The following is a 19,515-nucleotide window of genomic DNA, read 5'->3' as shown; positions in this document are numbered from 1 at the left end:
CGATGCGCCTGGTGTTCGCGGGCACGCCCGAGACTGCGCTGCCGTCGCTGCGCACCCTGATCGACTCGCCCCGCCACGAGGTGGCCGCCGTCGTCACCCGGCCCGACGCCCAGTCCGGCCGGGGCCGCAAGGTCCACCCGTCGCCGGTGGCCGAGCTGGCCGAGGAGGCGGGCATCGAGGTGCTGCGGCCCGCCAAGGCCGGCGACCCGGAGTTCCTGGAGCGGCTGCGGGAGCTGGAGCCCGACTGCTGCCCCGTGGTCGCCTACGGCGCGCTGCTGCCCCAGTCGGCGCTCGACGTGCCCCGCCACGGCTGGATCAACCTGCACTTCTCGATCCTGCCCGCGTGGCGCGGCGCCGCCCCCGTGCAGCACGCCGTCCTGCACGGCGACGAGATCACCGGCGCGACCACGTTCCGGATCGTCAAGGAGCTCGACGCCGGGCCCGTCTACGGCGTCGTCACCGAGGAGATCCGCGCCGGCGACACCAGCGGCGCGCTGCTGGAGCGGCTGTCGGTGTCCGGGGCCGGGCTGCTGGCCGCGACGCTCGACGGCGTCGAGGACGGCACCCTGGAGGCCCGCCCGCAGCCGCACGACGGGGTGACCCTCGCCCCCAAGATCAGCGTGACCGACGCCCGGGTCGACTGGGCCAAGCCCGCCCTGCACGCCGACCGGCTCATCCGCGGCTGCACCCCCAACCCGGGGGCGTGGAGCGAGTTCCGCGGGCAGCGGGTCAAGCTCGGCCCCGTCCGGCTCGCCGAGGCCGCCGAGCGGCTCGCGCCCGGCGAGATCCTCGTCGCGGGCAAGAACACGGTGCTGGTCGGCACCGCCACCGGCCCGGTCGAGCTGGGCGAGGTCCAGCCGCAGGGCAAGCGGCTGATGAGCGCGGGCGAGTGGGCCCGCGGCACCCGCCCGGAGAGCGGCGAGCGGTTTGAGTGAGCACGCCGGCCGGCCCGCGCGGCCGCGCCGCGAGGGAGAGCCGGAAAGCATGAAAGCACGGGGGAACCGGCCGCACGGCGACAGCCGCGGCGGCCAGCCGACCGGGCGCGGCGGGGGCCGTGGCGGGGGCGGGGGGCGGCGTCCGCCGCGCGACCAGGCGCGTAACGCCGCCTACGACGTGCTGCGCGCCGTCGACGAGCGCGACTCCTACGCCAACCTGCTGCTGCCCCGCATGCTGCGCGAGCGCGGCATCGGCGGGCGCGACGCGGCGCTGGCCACCGAGCTGGCCTACGGCACGCTGCGCGGCCTCGGCACGTACGACGCGATCATCGAGGTGTGCAGCGACCGCGCGCCCGACCCGGAGGTGCGTGACGCGCTGCGGCTCGGCGCGCACCAGCTGCTGAAGATGCGCGTCCCGCCGCACGCGGCCGTCGGCACCACCGTCGATCTCGTACGGCTGCGCGTCGGCCCGGGGGCGGCCAAGTTCGCCAACGCCGTCGCGCGCAAGATCGCGTCCAGGTCGCTGGAGGAGTGGGTGCCGATCGTGGCGCCCGACGCCGGCGACGACCCGGCCGGGCACCTGGCCGTGGCGCACAGCCATCCCCGGTGGATCGTCAGCGCGTTCCGCGACGCGCTCGGCCCCGCCGCGCACGAGACCGCCGACCTGCTCGACGCCGACAACGCGCGGCCGCTGGTGACGCTGGTGGCCAGGCCGGGCCGCAGCTCGGTCGAGGAGCTGCGGGAGTCGGGGGCCGAGCCGGGCCGCTACTCGCCTTACGCCGCCTACCTGCCCGAGGGCGACCCGGGCCGGATCGAGGCCGTCCACGACACGCGGGCGGCGGTCCAGGACGAGGCGAGCCAGCTCGTCGCGCTGGCCCTCACCCGGGTGCCGCTCGACGGCGGCGAGGAGCTGTGGCTCGACCTGTGCGCCGGGCCGGGCGGAAAGGCGGGCCTGCTCGACGCGATCGCCCGTCACGGCGACGTCGAAGGCACCGAGGCCGGCGGCGCGGTGATGGCGCACCCGGGCGGGGCCCGGCTGCTGGCCGGTGACGTGCAGTATCACCGGGCGCGGCTCGTCTGGGAGACGACCAGGGACGCCGCGGTGATCACCGCTGACGGCACCGAGCCCGCGTGGCGGCCCGGGGTGTTCGACCGGGTGATGCTCGACGCGCCCTGCACGGGGCTCGGCGCGCTGCGGCGCCGCCCGGAGGCGCGGTGGCGGCGCGATCCGGCGAGCATCGCGGAGCTGGGCAGGCTGCAGCGGCGGCTGCTCGGCACCGCGCTCGACGCGGTGCGTCCCGGCGGGGTCGTCGCGTACGTGACGTGCTCGCCGCACCTGGCGGAGACGCGGGTGGTCGTGGGCGACGTCGCAGGCGGCAGGGACGACGTGGAGACGCTCGACGCGCGTGCCTACCTGCCGGAGGTGGGCGGGCTCGGCGACGGGCCGTACGCGCAGTTCTGGCCGCACCGGCACGGCACCGACGCGATGTTCCTGGCGCTGCTGCGCCGGGCGGGGTGAGCTGCCCCGCCGGGCGCGGGGCGGGCGGTCCGGCCGGGCGGGGCGTGGCTAGACTCTGACCATCATGGCCGTACAGATCTCGCCCAGCATCCTGTCCGCCGACTTCGCCCGGCTCGCCGACGAGGCGGCCGCCGTGCCGAACGCCGACTGGCTGCACGTGGATGTCATGGACAACCACTTCGTGCCCAACCTGACCCTCGGGCTGCCCGTGGTCGAGTCGTTGCTCAAGGCGACCTCGCTGCCGCTCGACTGCCACCTCATGATCGAGGACCCCGATCGGTGGGCCCCCGGCTACGCCGAGGCGGGGGCGGGGAGCGTGACCATCCACGCGGAGGCGTCCTCGGCGCCGGTGCGGACGCTGCGGGAGATCCGCTCGCTCGGCGCCCGGGCGGGTCTGGCGCTCAACCCGGCCACGGCGGTGGAGCCGTACGAGGATCTCGTCGGCGAGGTCGACATGCTGCTGCTGATGACGGTGGAGCCGGGGTTCGGCGGGCAGAAGTTCCTCGACATGGTGCTGCCGAAGGTGCGGCGGGCGCGGTCGATCATCGAGCGGCACGGCGGGCAGGTGTGGCTGCAGGTCGACGGCGGGGTGTCCGAGAGCACGATCGAGCGGTGCGCGGAGGCGGGCGCCGACGTGTTCGTGGCGGGCAACGCCGTCTACGGCTCCGCCGACCGGGTCGCGGCCGTCGACTCCCTGCGTTCGCTGGCGGCGGGCGCCGCCTCGTAGGACCGCCAGACGCCGACGGCCGGGCGGCACGCAGTGTGCCGCCCGGCCGTCGATCAGCGGGTGTCAGGCCTGGAGGGCCGGGTCGAGGACGATGTCCTCGCCGCGGACGCCGGGCTCCTCGGGGAAGTGGCAGGCGGTCAGGTGGCCGTCGCGGTTGCCCGACAGCTGCACCAGCGGCGGCTCCTCCGTGGCGCACTTGTCCTGCGCCTTCCAGCAGCGGGTGCGGAAGCGGCAGCCCGTCGGCGGGTTGATCGGGGAGGGCACGTCGCCCGCCAGGCGGATGCGCTCGCGCGGCGGCGCCCCGAGGTCGGCCTCCGGCACGGCCGACAGCAGGGCGTGCGTGTAAGGGTGGCGGGGGCGCTCGTAGAGGGAGTCGCGGTCGGCGATCTCCACCACCTTGCCCAGGTACATCACGGCGACCCGCTGCGAGAAGTGCCGCACCACGGCCAGGTCGTGCGCGATGAACAGGAACGCGATGCCCAGGTCGCGCTGGAGCTGCTGCAGCAGGTTGATGACCTGCGCCTGGATCGAGACGTCCAGCGCGGAGACCGGCTCGTCGGCGATGATCAGCTTGGGGTTGAGCGCGAGCGCGCGGGCCACGCCGATGCGCTGGCGCTGGCCGCCGGAGAACTCGTGCGGGAAGCGGTTGTAGTGCTCGGGGTTGAGCCCGACGATCTCCAGCAGCTCCCGGGCCTTGGCCTCGCGGCCGCCCTCCGGGTTGATGTCGTTGATGTCCATCGGGCCGCGGATGATCGAGCCGACCGTGTGCCGCGGGTTCAGCGACGAGTAGGGGTCCTGGAAGATCATCTGGATCTCGGACCTGATCGGCTTGAGCTCGCGCCGGTTGGCGTGGCTGATGTCCCGGCCCCGGTAGCTGATGGTGCCGCCGGTCGGCTCCAGCAGCCGGGCGGCCAGCCGCCCGGTGGTGGACTTGCCGCAGCCGGACTCGCCCACCAGGCCGAGCGTCTCACCCTCGTGCACGGTCAGGTCGATGCCGTCCACCGCGTGGACCGCGCCGATCTGCCGCTTGATCAGCGAGCCGCCTCTGACGGGGAAGTGCTTCACCACGCCGGACAGCTCCAGCAGCTTCTCCGTCACGACGCCTCCTTACCGGGTAGTCTCCTGAGTTCGGCCTTCTGCTTGATCGGCAGATAGCAGGCGTCGCCGTGGCCGCGGTGCGGCGACAGCTCGGGCCGCTCACCCGTGCACACGCCCGGCCCGAGCAGCTTCGCATAGTCGCAGCGCGGGTGGAACGGGCAGCCGGGCGGGACGTTGATCAGGCTGGGCGGGGTGCCGCGCACGGGTTCGAGCGGCACGTCCACCGGGTGGGTCAGGCTGGGCATCGAGCCGAGCAGCCCCCACGTGTAGGGGTGGCGGGTCTCGCGCAGCACCTCCTGCTTGGTGCCCCGTTCGACGGCGCGGCCGGCATACATGACGAGCACGTCGTGCGCGGTGCTGGCCACCACGCCGAGGTCGTGCGTGATCATGATGATCGCGGTGCCGGTCTGCTCCTGGAGGTCGCGCAGCAGGTCGAGGATCTGCGCCTGGACGGTCACGTCCAGCGCGGTGGTCGGCTCGTCGGCGATGAGCAGGCCGGGGTCGCACACCAGCGCCATGGCGATCATGGCGCGCTGGCGCATGCCGCCGGAGAACTGGTGGGGATACTCGTCGACGCGGATCTTGGGCTGCGGGATGCCGACCCGGTCGAGCATCTCGATGGCCCGGTCGCGCGCCACCGACTTGGAGACGCCCTTGTGCTTGCGGTAGACCTCGGCGATCTGCTGGCCGACCGTGTGGAACGGCGACAGCGAGGTCAGCGGGTCCTGGAAGATCATCGCCATCTTGTTGCCGCGGAGCTTCTCCAGCTCGCGCTGCGGCGCGCCGATCAGTTCGCGGCCGTCGAGCTTGATGCTGCCCGAGAGCTTGGCGGTGTCGGGGTTGTGCAGGCCGAGGATGGCCAGGTTCGTCACCGACTTGCCCGAGCCGGACTCGCCCACGATGCCGAGGGTGCTGCCCCGGTCGACCTCGAACGACAGTCCGTCGACGGCGTGCACGACGCCGTCCTCGGTGTGGAAGTCGACGGTGAGGTCGTTGACTTCGAGAAACATCAGCTCAGCCTCACGCGGGGGTCGATGACGGCGTACAGGGAGTCCACGATCACGTTCATCACCACGATCGCACCCGCCGCGAGCAGGACCGTGGCCATCAGCGTCGGCAGGTCGGAGTAGTCCACCGCGCGGACGGCGAGGCGGCCGATGCCCTGGAGGCCGAACGTGGTCTCGGTGATGATCGCGCCGCCGATGAGCGTGCCCAGGTCGACGCCGAAGATCGTGATCACGGGCGTCAGCGCGCCGCGCAGGGCGAAGCGCAGCACCACGCTGCGGCCCGACATGCCCTTGGCGCGGGCGGTGCGCACGTAGTCCTCGTTCAGGTTCTCCACCATGGTGGAGCGGGTGATCCTGGTGTAGTTCGCGGTGAAGATGAGCGCGAGCACCAGCCAGGGCAGCAGCAGGCCGCTGAACCAGCCGACGGGGTCCTCGGTGATCGGTATGTACTTCGGCTGCCGGAAGACCTGCATCTGGTAGACGAAGAAGTACATGGCCAGGGTGCCGACGAAGTAGATCTGCACCGAGGCGCCGATCAGCGACGAGACGCTGGCGATCTTGTCGAGGGGCTTGCCCTGACGCAGCGCGGCGACGATGCCGGTGGCCACGCCGAAGATCAGGAAGATCACCGCGGCGCCGATGGTCAGCGCGATCGTGACGGGCATCCGGTCGATGATCGTCTCGAACACCGGGGCGCGGTTGACGAACGAGAAGCCCAGGCAGGGAGCCGGGCAGTGCCCGAGGCCCCCGTAGTCGCGGCCGACGAAGATGCCCGCGAGCCAGCTGACGAACTGGACCATGAGCGGCTTGTCGATGCCGAGGTTCTGCCGGGCCTGCTCAAGCGTCTCGGGCGGGCAGACCTTGCCGCAGGCCAGCCGGGCCGGGTCGGCGGGGATCGCGTAGAACAGGAAGAAGGTCACCGCTGAGATGATCAGCAGGATGACCAGCGCGCCCAGTACGCGGCGGGTGAGGAATCGAAGCACGGGATGATCTCCAAGAGGGTGCTCCGGGCACCCGGTCGGGCGCCCGGAGCGGTGTCGCTACGGCTTCACGAAGATGGTGTTCGGCGAGACGATCCACATCTGCGGGTCGATCTCGGCGCCGCCCACCTTGGAGCCGTGGAGCGTGGTGGCGATCCGGTTCTCGGCCACGACCAGCGGCGTGTACTTCTCCTGGATCTCCTTGTCGAGCTCCATCCACGCGGCGTTGGCCGCGTCGATGTCGGGGTTCTCGGAGATCTCCTTCATCTTCGCCGTGAGCTCCGGCGTGTTCAGGTGCGACATGTTCTGGCCGCCGTCGGAGACCGGGCCGAAGATGATCGGCATGACGGTCGAGCCGGACGGCCAGTCGGCGCCCCAGCCGCCCCAGTACAGGTCGAACTCGTTCTTGGTCTGGCTGATCGAGTCGTAGTACGTCTTGCGGTCCAGCGGCTTGGCCACGACCTTGATGCCGGCCTTCTCCAGGGCGTTCTTGATCACGACGGTGACCTGCTCCTGGACCGGGGTCTGGTTGTAGGCGTAGACGATCGTCGGGTTCGGGTTGTCCGACTCGGCGATGAGCTGCTTGGCCTTCTCGATGTCACCCTCGGGCTTGGTGGTCTTGCCGAACAGGTCGTACGGCTTGTACCCGACCGTGGTGTTCTCGTTCAGGATGGTCGTCGGCAGAGCCGCGGCCTGCGGGCCGCCGATGGTCTGCTGGATCTGCTTGGACGGCCAGGCGTAGTTGACGGCCTGACGCAGCTTCTGGTCCTTCACCCGGTCGAGGTTGAAGTAGTAGTAGTTGCCGTACGGCGAGGGGCTGACCATGCGGCGGTCGGCCAGGCTCGCGTCGTTCAGCACCTGCTGGAGCCGCTCCGGCGGGACGGCCGCGTAGAAGGTGAACGCCTGCTGGTCAGGACCGACGTCGGCGATGAACCGGTCGGTGATCTGCAGGGCCTCCTGGCCGAACTCGAGCTTCCACACGTCCGGGTACGCGCCGCGGATCGGGTCGGTGGCCGGGTCCCAGTGCGGGTTGCGGGCCAGCTCCATCGACTTGTCGACGACGTGCGACTTGATGATGTACGGGCCGGAGGAGAAGGGCTCCTTGTCGTACTTCTCCTTGGTGTCCTTGGCCTTGGGCACGATGGCGTAGCCGCCCATGGCGAAGGCGTAGTTGGCGTCGGCGTGCGGCGCCTTGAACTTGAAGACGATCGTCTTGTCGTCCGGCGTCTCGATGTTCTCGAGCTGCTTGCCGTCGTACGGGCCGGAGTAGGCCTTCTTGTAGTCGTCCTGGGTCAGCCACTGCTGGATGTAGCTGGGGCCGAAGGTGATGAAGTCGGCGAACGACCGCTCGATCGTCCACCGCACGTCGGCGGAGGTGATCGCGCTGCCGTCCTGCCACTTCACCCCGTCCTTGAGGGTGAAGGTCCACGTCTTGCCGCCGTCGGAGACCTGGCCGGCGTCGGTGGCGAGGTCGCCCACGAGCTTGTACTCGCCCTTGGCGGTCCGCTTGTAGCCGGTGAGGCCGCGGTGGATGAGCAGGCCGAAGTTGGTGGCCGTGTTGACGTAGCTCTGCGCGGGGTCGAGGTGGGCGAAGTCGTCACGGTCGATCATCGTGACGGTGCCGCCCTTGACGACGCCCTCGGGGGCGATGGCCGGGCCCTTGGAGTCCTCGGCGGTGCCGAGGGTGATCACCGCGGGCTTGTACGGCTCCTGCGCCGGGGCCGAGGAACCGGCGGTGGGCGCGCCCGCCGGGGCGCCCTGGTTCCCCGGCGCGCAGGCGCCGACCAGGGTCAGCGTCGCGGCGGCGAGCACCGCGAGAGCCGACCGTCTACGGTAGTTCATTTCTCTCCTCTAACGCTTGATCTTGGGGTCGAAGGCGTCGCGGACGGAGTCGCCGAGCAGGTTGAAGGCGACCACGAAGATCAACAGGGCGACGCCGGGGAAGATGAGGTACGTGATGTCGTTCTGGTACACCTGCGTGGCCCGCAGGAACATGCGGCCCCAGTCGGGGACGAGCTCGCCCATGCCGACGCCCAGGAACGACAGGCCCGCCTCCGCCGTCACCATGGCCGGGAGCAGGAGGGTCGACTGGATGAGGATCGGCGTCCACAGGTTGGGCAGCAGCTCCTTGAACACGATGCGGCCGGGGGAGGCGCCGGTGACCCTGGCCGCCTCCACGTACTCGCGCTCACGCATCGACAGCACGTAGCCGCGCAGCAGCCGGGCCAGGCCGGCCCAGCCGAACGCCGAGAGCATGATGGTGAGCGTCACCGCCCGCAGCCACACCGGGGTCTCCTCGTCCGCCGGGACCAGCAGGCTCTCCACCACGGGGGTGAACGCGATGATGAAGATGGTCTGCGGGAACGACAGCGTGAGGTCGATGAGGCGGCCGACGAAGTAGTCGGTCTTGCCGCCCGCGTAGCCGGCCACGATGCCGACGACGATGCCGAGCGTGGTGGTGATGAGCGTGGCGGCCACGGCGATCCCGAGCGAGGTGCGGATGCCGTACACGAGCTGCATGAACACGTCGCGGCCGAGGCTGGGTTCGAGGCCGAACCAGAACTCGGAGCTGATGCCGCCGTTCGGCTGGATCGGGTAGCCGTAGTCGTTGAGCAGCCCCGGCATGTCCTGGCCGTACAGCGTGTACGGGTCCTTGCCGTAGACCATCGAGATCACGGGGGCCAGCAGGGCGACCAGGAAGAAGAAGATCACGATGATCGCCGAGATGACGCCGGTGCGGTCGCGCTTGAAGCGCATCCACATGAGCTGGCCGGGTGAACGGCCAACGGCACCGGAAGTCTCGGTCACGGACGTCGCGTCGATCGCGTCTTCTGTGGACGTCGGTGTCGTCATCTGGTCGGGGCTCCCCATGCACGTACAAGATTCCGGAAATTCCGGGCCATCGAGCACGTTCTCAAGGATCCTTGCGCAGCGCAATGACCTGCAGAGATTTCGCTGCGTAATCACGGATTTGCGACACAATCTTGAAAACATTGTGACATGTCAGCATCTGGGGGGTAAGCAGTTGCTTATGGAGGATCACGGACTGTTCGGCCCCGGATCCGTGACGTGGCGGGTCATGGGGGAGCCGATCCTGCTGGTCGGCGGATTCCGCGCGCTGCTCATGCAGGGCCTGCACCCGCGCACGATGCGCGGCGTGCTGCAGAACTCCGCCCTCATGGACCCCGACGAGGCGTGGGCGCGCTTCGCGCGCACGACCGAGTTCGTCCGCGTGCGCACGTACGGCACCCGCGCGGAGGTCGAGCGGGCCGGACGCCGGGTGCGCGGCATCCACGCCCGGCTGGACGCCTACGACCCCGACGCCGGCGTCCGCTACCGCCTCGACGAGCCCGAGGGGCTGCGCTGGGTGCACGTCGGCGAGGTCGACTCCTATCTGTCGGTCGCCCGCCGGGCCGGGGTGCGCCTGACCGACGCCGAGGCCGACACGTTCGTGGCCGAGTGGCGGCGCGCCGCCGAGGTCGTCGGCCTCGACCCGGACACCGTCCCCGGCACGGTCGCCGAGCTGAACGCCTACATCGACGAGCGGCGGCCCGGCCTCAGGTTCGTGCCCGAGGCCGCCCACCCGCTCGGGCTCTCGCTGCGCACGCCGCTGCCCCCGCCGCTCACCGCGCTGCGCCCGGTGCTGCCCGCCGTGACGTTCCTGGCCTTCGCCACGCTGCCGCGCTGGGCCAGACGGCTGTACGGCCTGCCCGCCACGCCGGTCGGCGACCTGTGGGCCACCGCCACCCTGCGCGCCCTGCACACCGGGCTCGGCCTCGTCCCGGCCAGGGTCCGCTACGCCCCGGACGCCAAGCGCGCCCGCCGTCTCACCGCCGCGTGACGTCAGGCGGAGTAGGGGTCGCATGTCGCTTTTCGGGCATGGCAAACTGGTAGGAGAACAGAGCTAGCGTGCTCCGGGGTCGGTGAAAGTCCGAACCGGCGGTGACAGTCCGCGACCCGGCCGATGCCATCGGCCGGTTGACCCGGTGAAATTCCGGGACCGACGGTGAAAGTCCGGATGGGAGGAAGCGCGCGGGTGCCCGGTTTTCGTCGCCGGGCGCCACCAGTGGTGCGTGCGCGCACCGCTTGTCCCCCCGGGGCCCGCCGTGGCTTGGAGCTACTGGCGAGTAGGAGGCCGGGGGTGGACCACACCGCCCACGACGGCGATGACGCCGTCCACATGGCGCGCGCGATCGAGCTGGCCGCACTCGGGCACGGCCGCACCAGCCCCAACCCCGTGGTGGGATGCGTCGTGCTCGACGCCTCCGGCCGGGTGGCAGGCGAGGGGTCCCACCCGTACGCGGGCGGCCCGCACGCCGAGGTCGTGGCGCTGCGCGAGGCGGGCGAGCGGGCCCGCGGCGGCACCGCGTACGTGACGCTGGAACCCTGCGACCACACCGGGCGGACCGGGCCGTGCAGCCGGGCGCTGCTGGAGGCCGGCCTGGCCCGCGTGGTCGTCGCCGTGCCCGACCCCACCCCGCGGGCGGCCGGCGGCGCCGACCGGCTGCGCGCCGCCGGGGTCGCCGTCGAGACCGGGCTCCTCGCCGCCGAGGCCGAACGGGTCAACGCCGAGTGGCTGACCTTCGCCAGGCTCGGCCGGCCGCACGTCACCTGGAAGTACGCCGCCACCCTCGACGGGCGCTCCGCCGCCGCCGACGGCACCAGCCAGTGGATCACCTCGCCCGAGGCGCGCGCCGACGTGCACCGGATGCGCGCCCGCAGCGACGCGATCGTCGCGGGCGTCGGCACCGTGCTGGCCGACGACCCCCGCCTGACAGCCCGTCCCCCCGGCAGCCCCCCAGGCAGCCCCGGCGACGGCGCGCCGGACCGGACCCCGCTGCGGGTCGTCGTCGACCCCTCCGGCCGCACTCCGCCCGGGGCGCGGGTGCTCGACGGCGAGGCGCCGACGCTCGTCGCCGTCGCCGAGGGCGTGACCACCCCGCGGGGCGCCGCCCTGCTGCCCCTGCCCCGCCACGGCGCCGGGCTGGACCTGGCGGCGCTGCTCAAGGAACTCGCCGCGCGCGACGTCGTCAGCGTGTTCCTGGAAGGCGGGCCCACCCTGGCGGGAGCGTTCCTCGCCCAGGGCCTCGTCGACCGCGTCGTGGCGTACGTGGCGCCGGCCCTCCTCGGAGCGGGGGCCGCGGCGCTGGGCGAGGCGGGGGTGGCCACGATCGCGCGGGCGCACCGCATGAGCTTCGAGGAGATTTCCCGCATCGGGCCGGACCTGAAGATCGTCGCCCGGCCGCAGCTCGCAGAGAACAGCAGGGAGAAGTGATGTTCACCGGAATCATCGAGGAGAAGGGCGAGGTCGTCGCCCTGGAACGGGCCGGCGACGCCGCCAGGCTGACCGTGCGCGGCGCGCTCGTCACCTCCGACGCGCGCCACGGCGACTCCATCGCCGTCAACGGCGTCTGCCTGACGGTCGTCGACGTCAAGGACGACGTCTTCACCGTCGACGTGGTCAAGGAATCGCTCGACCGCAGCTCCCTCGGCGTCCTCACCGAGGGCTCGGCGGTCAACCTCGAACGCGCCGTGCGCGCCGACCAGCGGCTCGGCGGCCACATCGTGCAGGGCCACGTCGACGGCACCGCCGCGCTGTTGTCCAGGAGCCCCGGCGACAACTGGGACGACCTGCGCTTCTCGCTCCCCGAGCCGCTCAGCCGCTACGTGGCCGAGAAGGGCTCGATCGCCATCGACGGAATCAGCCTCACGGTCACGACTGTTGACGACGGAAGCTTCGGCGTGAGCCTCATCCCCGCCACGCTCCGGCTGACGACCATGGGCGAACGCCAGGTGGGCGACCTGGTGAACATCGAGGTCGACGTGATCGCTAAGTATGTGGAAAGGCTGGTGGTCAGGCAGTGAACTGGGCTGAAGCCGGATTCGAGGTGTTCGGCACACACGTGCTCTGGACGGACCTGGTCGGCAACGTCGCCGCGCTGTCCACCGTCCTGCTGGCGATGCGCAGATCCATGTGGACCTGGCCGGTGCAGTTCACCGGCTCGGTGCTGCTGCTCGTCGCCTCGATCAACGCCGGGTTCGCCGGCAACGCGCTCAAGCAGGTGCTGTTCGGCGCGCTGGCGGTCTACGGCTGGTGGGCCTGGCGGCGCGGCACCGAGGGCGGCAAGCAGCTCGCCGTCCGCCCGGCCACCGCCCGCGAGCGCGGCACGCTGGCCGGCGTCATGCTCGCCGGCACCGTCGTCGTCGGGCTGCTGTTCTTCGTCACCGGGCTGTCATGGGGCGCGGCCAAGCCGCTGCCCGAGGGCGCGTTCCTGGTCGCCGCCGACGCCTACATCTTCGTCGGCAGCGCCGTGGCCACCTGGGCGCAGGGCAGGGCGCTGGTCGACTTCTGGATCGTCTGGGTGGCCGTCGACCTCGTCGGCGTCCCGCTGGCCTTCAGCACCGGGCTGTACGTCACGGGCGCCGTCTACGGCGTGTTCTTCGTGCTGGTGATGATCGGTTTCGTCAAATGGTTGCGTGAATACCGGCTCGCGGCCGGTCCCGAACTGGCGGTGGCGTCATGAGCGAGATCAGGTTCGACCCGGTGGAGCGGGCCGTGGAGGACATCCGCGCCGGCAAGGCGGTCGTGGTCGTCGACGACGAGAACCGGGAGAACGAGGGCGACATCATCTTCGCCGCCTCCCGGGCGACCCCCGAGCTGCTGACCTTCACCATCCGTCACACCAGCGGCGTCATCTGCGTGCCGATGGAGGGCAAGGAGCTCGACCGGCTCGGCCTGCCCCTCATGGTGTTCCAGAACCGCGAGCGGCTGCGGACCGCGTACACGATCAGCGTCGACGCCCGCGACGGCGTCACCACCGGCATCTCCGCCGCCGACCGCGCCCGCACCATCCGCACCCTGGCCGACTCCGCGACCGAGCCGAACGAGCTGGTCAGGCCCGGCCACATCTTCCCGCTGCGCTACCACGAGGGCGGCGTGCTGGCCCGGCGCGGCCACACCGAGGCGGCCGTCGACCTGGCCAGGCTCGCCGGGCTCAGCCCCGCCGGCGTGCTGGCCGAGGTCGTCAACGACGACGGCACCATGGCCAGGCTGCCCGAGCTGCGCGCCTTCGCCGACGAGCACGACCTGGCGCTCATCTCCATCGAGCAGCTCGTCGACCACCGCCGCCGCACCGAGAGCATGGTCACCCGGGTCGCCGAGACGAGCCTGCCCAACACGTACGGGCTGTGGAAGGCGTACGGCTACGCCAGCGCGCTCGACGGCGGCGAGCACGTCGCCCTCGTGCTCGGCGACCTCGGCGACGGGGAGAACGTGCTGGTGCGCGCCCACTCCGAGTGCCTGACCGGCGACGTGTTCGGCTCGCTGCGCTGCGACTGCGGCGTGCAGCTGGGCAACGCCATGTCGGCCGTCGCCGAGGAGGGCGCCGGGGTGATCGTCTACCTGCGCGGCCACGAGGGGCGCGGCATCGGCCTGCTGGCCAAGCTCAAGGCCTACAGCCTCCAGGACGGCGGCGTCGACACCGTGGACGCCAACGTCGAGCTGGGGCTGCCGGTCGACGCGCGCGAGTTCTCCAACGCCGCCCAGATCCTCGCCGACCTCGGCGTGAAATCGGTGCGGCTGCTCACCAACAACCCGGCCAAGCTGCGCGGCATGGACGGCTACGGCATCAAGGTGCTGGGCCGCGAGCCGATGCCGGTGGCCATGAACCCCCACAACGAGCGCTATCTGACGGCCAAGCGCGACCGGCTCGGCCACGACATCTCGGAGGCGTCATGAGCGGCGATGGACGACCGGCGGCAGGGGCCGCGCCCGACGCGGCGGGGCTGACCGTCGGCGTGGTGGCGGCGAGCTGGCACGCCAAGATCACCGACCAGCTCGTGGCCAGGGCGGTCCAGGCGTGCGACGACTCCGGCGCCACCGCCACCGTCGTGCGCGTGCCCGGCTCGCTGGAGATCCCCGTGGTCGCCCAGGCGCTGGCCCGCCGCTGCGACGCCGTCGTGGCGCTCGGCGCGGTCATCCGGGGCGAGACGGCCCACTTCGAGTACGTCTGCGACTCGGTCACGGCGGGGCTGACCCGGATCTCGCTCGACGAGCGGACCCCCGTCGGCAACGGCGTGCTCACCTGCGAGACGCTCGACCAGGCGCTGGACCGGTCCGGGCTGCCCGGCAGCAAGGAGGACAAGGGGTACGAGTCGGCGATCGCCGCGCTGGAGACCGCACTCCTCCTGAGGGACCTGCACTGACCTGCGGTAGGTTTCCCTCGTGTCTGAGCCCGTGCCGCCTCCGCCCCTGCCCGTCACCTGGCGTCCCCGCCGGGGCAGGATCGTCGCCTACGGATTCGCCACGCTCGTCGTGATCGGGGCGGTCGTCATGGCGATCCTCATCGCCGATCCGTTCAAGCTGCCCGACCGGATCGCGATCGTGCTGTTCGGGTGCGCGGTGGCGTTCGTCCTCCACCTGCTGGGCCGGGTGCGGGTGGAGGCCGACGACGAGGGCGTCACGCTGGTCAACGCGGTGCGCTCGCACCGCTACACCTGGCCGGAGGTGATCGACGTGACGCTGCTGCCCGGCGAGCCCTGGCCGAGGGTCGACTTCTCCGACGGGCGCACGATCGGCGCCATGGGCATCCAGGGCTCGGAGAAGGCGATGGCCCGCCGCGCCACCGCCGAGCTCGCCGCGCTCATCCACGAGCGCGGCGAGGCGCGCGAGGACTGATCGGCGTAGCCTGAAGGCGTGCTGCGCCGGACAATCAGGCCCCTGGACCTCACGTCGCCGGACGAGCTCGCCGCGCTGCTCGACCGGCACGACTACCTGGCCGACGACGGCCTGGCCACCGCCGCGTTCCTGGCGCTGCGGATGCGCCGGCCGCTGTTCCTGGAGGGCGAGGCCGGGGTCGGCAAGACCGAGCTGGCCAAGACCCTGGCCGCGCTGCTCGACGCGCCGCTGATCCGGCTGCAGTGCTACGAGGGGCTCGACGCCTCCCAGGCGCTCTACGACTGGGACTTCGCCCGCCAGCTCCTGCACCTCAAGACCGCCGAGGCGGCCGGCGTGGCCGACGCCGCCCGGCTCGAAGGGGAGATCTACGACCGGCGCTTCCTCATCGCCCGGCCGCTGCTGAAGGCGCTGGAGACGCAGCCGAGCGTGCTGCTGGTCGACGAGATCGACCGGGCCGACGACGAGTTCGAGGCGTTCCTGCTGGAGGTGCTGTCCGACTTCACCATCTCCATCCCCGAGCTGGGCACCGTCAGGGCCGCCAGCCCGCCCGTCGTCGTGGTCACCTCCAACCGCACCCGCGAGGTCCACGACGCGCTCAAGCGCCGCTGCCTCTACCACTGGCTGGAGCATCCCGGCTTCGACCGGGAGGTGGCGATCCTGCTGCGCCGGCTGCCCGGCTGCACCGAGACGCTGGCCGCCCAGGTGGCCCGCGCCGCCCGGCGGCTGCGCGAGGCCGGCCTGGTCAAGCCGCCCGGCGTGGCCGAGACGCTCGACTGGACCGAGGCGCTGCTCACGCTCGGCGCCCGCGAGCTCGACCCGGGCCGCGCCGCCGCCGCGCTCGGCGCGGCGCTGAAATACCGCGAGGACGTCGAGCGCGTCCTGGGCGAGGGGCTGCTCGCCCATGAATGAGCTGGCGGCCACCGTCACGGCCTTCGCCCGCACGCTGCGGGCCGCCGGCGTGGCCGCCGACCAGGAGCGGGCCCAGGCCATGCTGCGCGCCCTGGACCATCTCGACCTGACCTCGCCGGGCGACGTCTACTGGGCCGGGCGGCTGACGCTCTGCGCCGGACCGGACGACCTGCCCCGCTACGACCGGTGCTTCGCCGCGTTCTTCGGCGGCGTCCGGGCCGAGCCCGGCCGGGCCGCGACCACCTCCGTCACCCGCCACACCGCCGCCGAGGACGGCGGGCGCCAGGGTGAGGGGGAGGCCGCGCCCGCCACCGCCAGCCGGGCCGAGATCCTGCGCCACCGCGACGTGGCCCGCCTCACCGAGGCCGAGCGCGCCGAGGTGCACCGGCTGCTCGCCCTGCTCAGCGGCCGCCGCCCGGTCCGCCGCTCGCGCCGCCACGAGCGCGCCCGGCGTGGCGGCCTCGACCGGCGGCGCACCGTGCGCGAGGCGCTGAGGACGGGGGAGCCCGCCCGGCTGCTGCGGCGCAGGCACACCGTCAGGCCGCGCCGGGTGGTGCTGTTCGTGGACGTCAGCGGCTCCATGAGCCCCTACGCCGAGACGCTGCTGCGCTTCGCCCACGCCCTGGTCAGGACCGGGCCGCGGACCACCGCCGTCTACTCCGTCGGCACCCGGCTCACCTGCGTCACCGCCGAGCTGCGCCACCGCGACCCCGGCACGGCGCTCGACGCGGTGTCGCGGGCCATCCCCGACTGGAGCGGCGGCACCCGGCTGGGGGAGGAGCTGCGCGAGTTCCTGACCCGGCGCAGCGCCCGCGGCGCGATCGTGGTCATCGCCTCCGACGGGTGGGAGCGCGGCGACCCGGCCCTGCTGGGCGCCCAGATGGCCCGGCTGTCCCGCCAGGCCCACCGGGTGATCTGGGTCAACCCGCACAAAGGGTACGAGGACTACCAGCCGCTGACCGGAGGCATGCGGGCCGCCCTGCCGTACCTGGACGACCTGGTGGCCGGGCACAGCCTGGCCGCCTACGAGGCACTCAGCGAAAGGCTCGCCCATGCGTGACGTGCTGCCGGAGATCATGCGCTGGTGGGAATCGGGGCTGCGGTTCGGGCTCGCGACGGTCGTGAGCACGTTCAGCAGCGCGCCCCGGCCGCCCGGGGCCGCGATGGCGGTGCGCGGCGACGAGGTGGTCGGCAGCGTCTCCGGCGGCTGCGTCGAGGGCGCGGTCTTCGAGCTCGCCGCCGAGATCGACACCCCCGTCCTGCAGAGGTACGGGGTCAGCGACGACGACGCGTTCGCCGTCGGGCTCACCTGCGGCGGCATCATCGACGTCCTCGTCGAGCCGATCTCCCTGGAGACCTTCCCCGAGCTGGGGGAGGTCGCCGCGTCCGTCGCCGCGCACGAGCCCGTGGCCGTCGCCACCGTCGTGGCGGGCCCCGGCCGCATCGGCGCCCGCCGCGTCGTCTGGCCGGACCGCTCGGCCGGCACGCTCGGGCCGCGCCGGCTCGACGAGGCCGTGGACGACGACGCCCGCGGCATGCTCGCCCAGGGCCTGACCGCCATCCGCCACTACGGCGGCGAGGGGGAGCGGCGGCTGGACGACCTGTCGGTGTTCGTGCACGCCTTCGCGCCGCCGCCGCGGATGCTGGTGTTCGGCGCGATCGACTTCGCCGCGGCCGTCGCCCGGGTCGGCAAGTTCCTCGGCTACCACGTCACCGTCTGTGACGCCCGGCCCGTCTTCGCCACCCCCAAGCGCTTCCCGGAGGCCGACGAGGTCGTGGTCAGGTGGCCGCACGACTACCTCGCCTCCGTCGCGGTGGACGAGCGCACGGTCGTCTGCGTGCTCACCCACGACCCCAAGTTCGACGTGCCGCTGCTGGAGGTGGCGCTGCGCACGGAGGCGGGCTACGTGGGCGCGATGGGCTCGCGCCGCACCCACGAGGACCGGCTGGCGCGGCTGCGCGAGGCCGGGCTGACCGAGGCCGAGCTGGCCCGGCTGCGTTCGCCCATCGGCCTCGACCTGGGCGCCCGCACCCCGGAGGAGACGGCCGTGTCGATCGCCGCCGAGCTCATCCAGCTCCGCTGGGGCGGCTCCGGCAGGCCGCTCACCCACACCGAGGGCCGCATCCACCACGAGACCACTCCCGGCGGGGCGTCATGACGTACACGAAGGTGGCCGGGCTGCTGCTCGCGGCCGGTCAGGGGGCGCGGCTGGGCCGGCCCAAGGCGCTGCTGGAGCACGCCGGCGAGCGGCTGGTGGACCGGGGCGTCCGGCTGCTGGAGGAGGGCGGCTGCCACCCGGTCGTCGTCGTGCTCGGCGCCGCCACGGTGCAGGTGCGCCGGGCCGTCACCGTGCGCAACCCCGGCTGGGCGAGCGGCATGGGCTCCTCGCTGCGCACCGGCCTGGCCGCGCTGCCCGAGGAGGCGGAGGCGGTGGTGGTCGCGCTGGTCGACCAGCCGTTCGTGCGGCCGGAGGCGGTGCGCGCGCTCATCGCCTCGGGCGCGCCCGTCGCGGTCGCCACCTACGACGGCCGCCGCCGCAACCCGGTGCTGATCGCCCGCCCGCACTTCGCCGGGGTGGCCGCGCTGGCCCGGGGCGACGTGGGCGCCAGGCCCTTCCTGAAGGCCCACCCCGAGCTGGTCGCCGAGGTGCCCTGCCCCGGCGACCCGGCCGACATCGACACGCCTGAGGACCTGCGGCTACTGCAGGCGGAGTGAGGCGATCGCGGCCCGGTGGTCGCTGCCCGTCGCCGGGGCCACGCCCGCCTTCGTCGCCGTCATGCCGCGGAACAGGATGTGGTCGGGCCTGGTGATGGGGAACTCGGCGGGCCAGGTGAAGCCGAACCCGTCGCCGGCCACCTCCTGCGCGTCGGTCAGCGGCGGCGTCAGGCCGCGCATGCCCCGATCGGTGGTGGCCGTGTTGAGGTCGCCCAGAAGCAGGATCCGCTCGCTGCGGTCGGCGTCGATGAGCTTGCGCGCCTGGGCCAGCGAGGCGTCGCGCGAGGCCGTGTGGCCCGGCCTGGCCGAGGCCAGGTGCATCACGTAGACGGTGACCTTCCCCTTCGGCGTCGACACCACCGCCCGCAGCGCGCGCGGCCAGCCCATGCCCACGTCCAGCGGGCGCTTCTCGGTGATCGGGTAGCGGCTCCACAGGCCGACCGTGCTGACCGGGTAGCGGTGCTTGAACATCTTGTTGAGCTGCTTGGCCGCCGGGCCGCCCGGCGTGAGCTCCTGGGCGGCCAGCAGGTCGAGGCCGTCGGCGACGGCCCGCACCGCCTCGCCCGAGGCGTCGTTGCGCACGCCCACGTTGACGGTGCCGACGGCCAGGTCGCTCGGCCCGCCCGGCGGCGTGCGCACCAGCGTCGAGCCGAACATCGCCGCCCACACCACGCCCGGCACCAGGGCCGCCGCCGTCGCCACCCCCGACCGGGCCATGAGGGCGGCCAGCAGCAGCACGGGCACGGCCAGCCCGATCCACGGCAGCACGCTCTCCATCACGGGGGTGAACCCGCCCAGCACGGGGATCAACCGGTGTCCTGCCAGAGCCGCGGCGACCACGACCGACACGACGACGACGCCGTTCCTCAACATTCTGACCAAGCTAGCGGCTCGCCGCTGCGATAGCCTTTCGCCATCGCAACGGAACATCATTCGGTAGGTGGGGA

At 72.6% G+C, this 19,515-nt stretch carries 20 protein-coding genes and 1 riboswitch; of the genes, 14 read left to right on the top strand and 6 right to left on the bottom strand.

Translation table 11 applies throughout. The features are described 5' to 3' along the window. Nucleotides 1–2 precede the first annotated feature (2 nt). The 3 genes from fmt to rpe all read left to right on the top strand — a co-directional run bounded on the left by fmt (nt 3) and on the right by rpe (nt 3,181). A complete protein-coding gene (gene fmt / locus AB0J53_RS15510; RefSeq protein WP_364172334.1) occupies nt 3–935 on the top strand; it encodes a methionyl-tRNA formyltransferase in 933 nt (310 codons plus the stop codon). A gap of 49 nt (nt 936–984) precedes the next feature. Continuing rightward, nucleotides 985–2,454 carry a transcription antitermination factor NusB gene (locus tag AB0J53_RS15505; RefSeq protein ID WP_364172332.1) on the top strand — a complete coding sequence of 490 codons (1,470 nt, stop codon included), beginning with the start codon at nt 985–987 and terminating at the stop codon, nt 2,452–2,454. A gap of 64 nt (nt 2,455–2,518) precedes the next feature. Further along, entirely contained in the window at nt 2,519–3,181 is a 663-nt protein-coding gene (gene rpe / locus AB0J53_RS15500) for a ribulose-phosphate 3-epimerase (protein WP_357586579.1), read from the top strand. A gap of 63 nt (nt 3,182–3,244) precedes the next feature. On the opposite strand, the gene AB0J53_RS15495 is transcribed toward rpe, so the two are convergent. Genes AB0J53_RS15495 through AB0J53_RS15475 form a run of 5 tightly spaced genes read right to left on the bottom strand, consistent with a single transcriptional unit; the run spans nt 3,245 to nt 9,119 of the window. Beyond that, nucleotides 3,245–4,279: an oligopeptide/dipeptide ABC transporter ATP-binding protein gene (locus AB0J53_RS15495; protein ID WP_219507250.1), complete on the bottom strand. Its 1,035-nt coding sequence runs from the start codon at nt 4,277–4,279 to the stop codon at nt 3,245–3,247. Further along, complete coding sequence (locus AB0J53_RS15490; RefSeq protein WP_219507251.1) at nt 4,276–5,289, bottom strand: ABC transporter ATP-binding protein; 1,014 nt, start codon at nt 5,287–5,289, stop codon at nt 4,276–4,278. The genes AB0J53_RS15495 and AB0J53_RS15490 overlap by 4 nt, the downstream gene beginning before the upstream one ends. Further along, on the bottom strand, nt 5,289–6,269 hold the full coding sequence (locus AB0J53_RS15485; RefSeq protein ID WP_219507252.1) for an ABC transporter permease: 981 nt from the start codon (nt 6,267–6,269) through the stop codon (nt 5,289–5,291). Before AB0J53_RS15485 ends, AB0J53_RS15490 begins: the two co-directional genes overlap by 1 nt. Before the next feature lie 57 nt (nt 6,270–6,326). Then, nucleotides 6,327–8,108, bottom strand: a complete 1,782-nt coding sequence (locus AB0J53_RS15480; RefSeq protein ID WP_364172328.1) for an ABC transporter substrate-binding protein — start codon at nt 8,106–8,108, stop codon at nt 6,327–6,329. Between the two features lie 9 nt (nt 8,109–8,117). Continuing rightward, nucleotides 8,118–9,119 (bottom strand): ABC transporter permease, encoded by a 1,002-nt coding sequence (locus AB0J53_RS15475; protein WP_219507254.1) that lies wholly within the window; start codon nt 9,117–9,119, stop codon nt 8,118–8,120. Nucleotides 9,120–9,297: 178 nt separating this feature from the next. Between AB0J53_RS15475 and AB0J53_RS15470 the strand changes: the two genes are divergently transcribed. The 11 genes from AB0J53_RS15470 to AB0J53_RS15420 all read left to right on the top strand — a co-directional run bounded on the left by AB0J53_RS15470 (nt 9,298) and on the right by AB0J53_RS15420 (nt 18,568). After that, on the top strand, nt 9,298–10,107 hold the full coding sequence (locus AB0J53_RS15470; RefSeq protein ID WP_364172325.1) for an oxygenase MpaB family protein: 810 nt from the start codon (nt 9,298–9,300) through the stop codon (nt 10,105–10,107). 64 nt (nt 10,108–10,171) lie between these two features. Continuing rightward, a riboswitch (FMN riboswitch) is annotated at nt 10,172–10,302 on the top strand. A gap of 105 nt (nt 10,303–10,407) precedes the next feature. Continuing rightward, on the top strand, nt 10,408–11,541 hold the full coding sequence (gene ribD / locus AB0J53_RS15465) for a bifunctional diaminohydroxyphosphoribosylaminopyrimidine deaminase/5-amino-6-(5-phosphoribosylamino)uracil reductase RibD (protein ID WP_364172323.1): 1,134 nt from the start codon (nt 10,408–10,410) through the stop codon (nt 11,539–11,541). Next, nucleotides 11,541–12,131, top strand: a complete 591-nt coding sequence (locus tag AB0J53_RS15460) for a riboflavin synthase (RefSeq protein ID WP_357586583.1) — start codon at nt 11,541–11,543, stop codon at nt 12,129–12,131. Before ribD ends, AB0J53_RS15460 begins: the two co-directional genes overlap by 1 nt. Beyond that, nucleotides 12,128–12,790 (top strand): nicotinamide mononucleotide transporter family protein, encoded by a 663-nt coding sequence (locus tag AB0J53_RS15455; RefSeq protein WP_364172321.1) that lies wholly within the window; start codon nt 12,128–12,130, stop codon nt 12,788–12,790. The genes AB0J53_RS15460 and AB0J53_RS15455 overlap by 4 nt, the downstream gene beginning before the upstream one ends. Then, nucleotides 12,787–14,004 (top strand): bifunctional 3,4-dihydroxy-2-butanone-4-phosphate synthase/GTP cyclohydrolase II, encoded by a 1,218-nt coding sequence (locus AB0J53_RS15450; RefSeq protein WP_364172319.1) that lies wholly within the window; start codon nt 12,787–12,789, stop codon nt 14,002–14,004. Before AB0J53_RS15455 ends, AB0J53_RS15450 begins: the two co-directional genes overlap by 4 nt. Next, nucleotides 14,001–14,471 (top strand): 6,7-dimethyl-8-ribityllumazine synthase, encoded by a 471-nt coding sequence (ribH, locus tag AB0J53_RS15445; RefSeq protein WP_219507259.1) that lies wholly within the window; start codon nt 14,001–14,003, stop codon nt 14,469–14,471. The genes AB0J53_RS15450 and ribH overlap by 4 nt, the downstream gene beginning before the upstream one ends. A 19-nt stretch (nt 14,472–14,490) precedes the next feature. Next, a complete protein-coding gene (locus tag AB0J53_RS15440) occupies nt 14,491–14,943 on the top strand; it encodes a PH domain-containing protein (RefSeq protein WP_219507260.1) in 453 nt (150 codons plus the stop codon). Nucleotides 14,944–14,961: 18 nt separating this feature from the next. Beyond that, a complete protein-coding gene (locus tag AB0J53_RS15435) occupies nt 14,962–15,852 on the top strand; it encodes a MoxR family ATPase (RefSeq protein ID WP_364172316.1) in 891 nt (296 codons plus the stop codon). After that, complete coding sequence (locus AB0J53_RS15430; RefSeq protein WP_364172314.1) at nt 15,845–16,912, top strand: VWA domain-containing protein; 1,068 nt, start codon at nt 15,845–15,847, stop codon at nt 16,910–16,912. The genes AB0J53_RS15435 and AB0J53_RS15430 overlap by 8 nt, the downstream gene beginning before the upstream one ends. Then, nucleotides 16,905–18,011 (top strand): XdhC/CoxI family protein, encoded by a 1,107-nt coding sequence (locus AB0J53_RS15425; RefSeq protein WP_219507263.1) that lies wholly within the window; start codon nt 16,905–16,907, stop codon nt 18,009–18,011. The genes AB0J53_RS15430 and AB0J53_RS15425 overlap by 8 nt, the downstream gene beginning before the upstream one ends. Continuing rightward, nucleotides 18,008–18,568, top strand: coding sequence for a nucleotidyltransferase family protein (locus AB0J53_RS15420; protein WP_219507264.1), 561 nt, complete (start codon nt 18,008–18,010; stop codon nt 18,566–18,568). Before AB0J53_RS15425 ends, AB0J53_RS15420 begins: the two co-directional genes overlap by 4 nt. Here AB0J53_RS15420 and AB0J53_RS15415 read toward each other — a convergent pair. Then, nucleotides 18,551–19,441 carry an endonuclease/exonuclease/phosphatase family protein gene (locus tag AB0J53_RS15415; protein WP_364172311.1) on the bottom strand — a complete coding sequence of 297 codons (891 nt, stop codon included), beginning with the start codon at nt 19,439–19,441 and terminating at the stop codon, nt 18,551–18,553. The two genes, AB0J53_RS15420 and AB0J53_RS15415, sit on opposite strands and share 18 nt — an antisense overlap. Nucleotides 19,442–19,515 lie beyond the last annotated feature (74 nt).

This window comes from Nonomuraea sp. NPDC049725, from assembly GCF_040674795.1.
In the GTDB taxonomy this organism is placed as follows: Bacteria; Actinomycetota; Actinomycetes; order Streptosporangiales; family Streptosporangiaceae; genus Nonomuraea; species Nonomuraea ceibae.
This window is presented reverse-complemented; position numbering and strand designations above follow the sequence as displayed.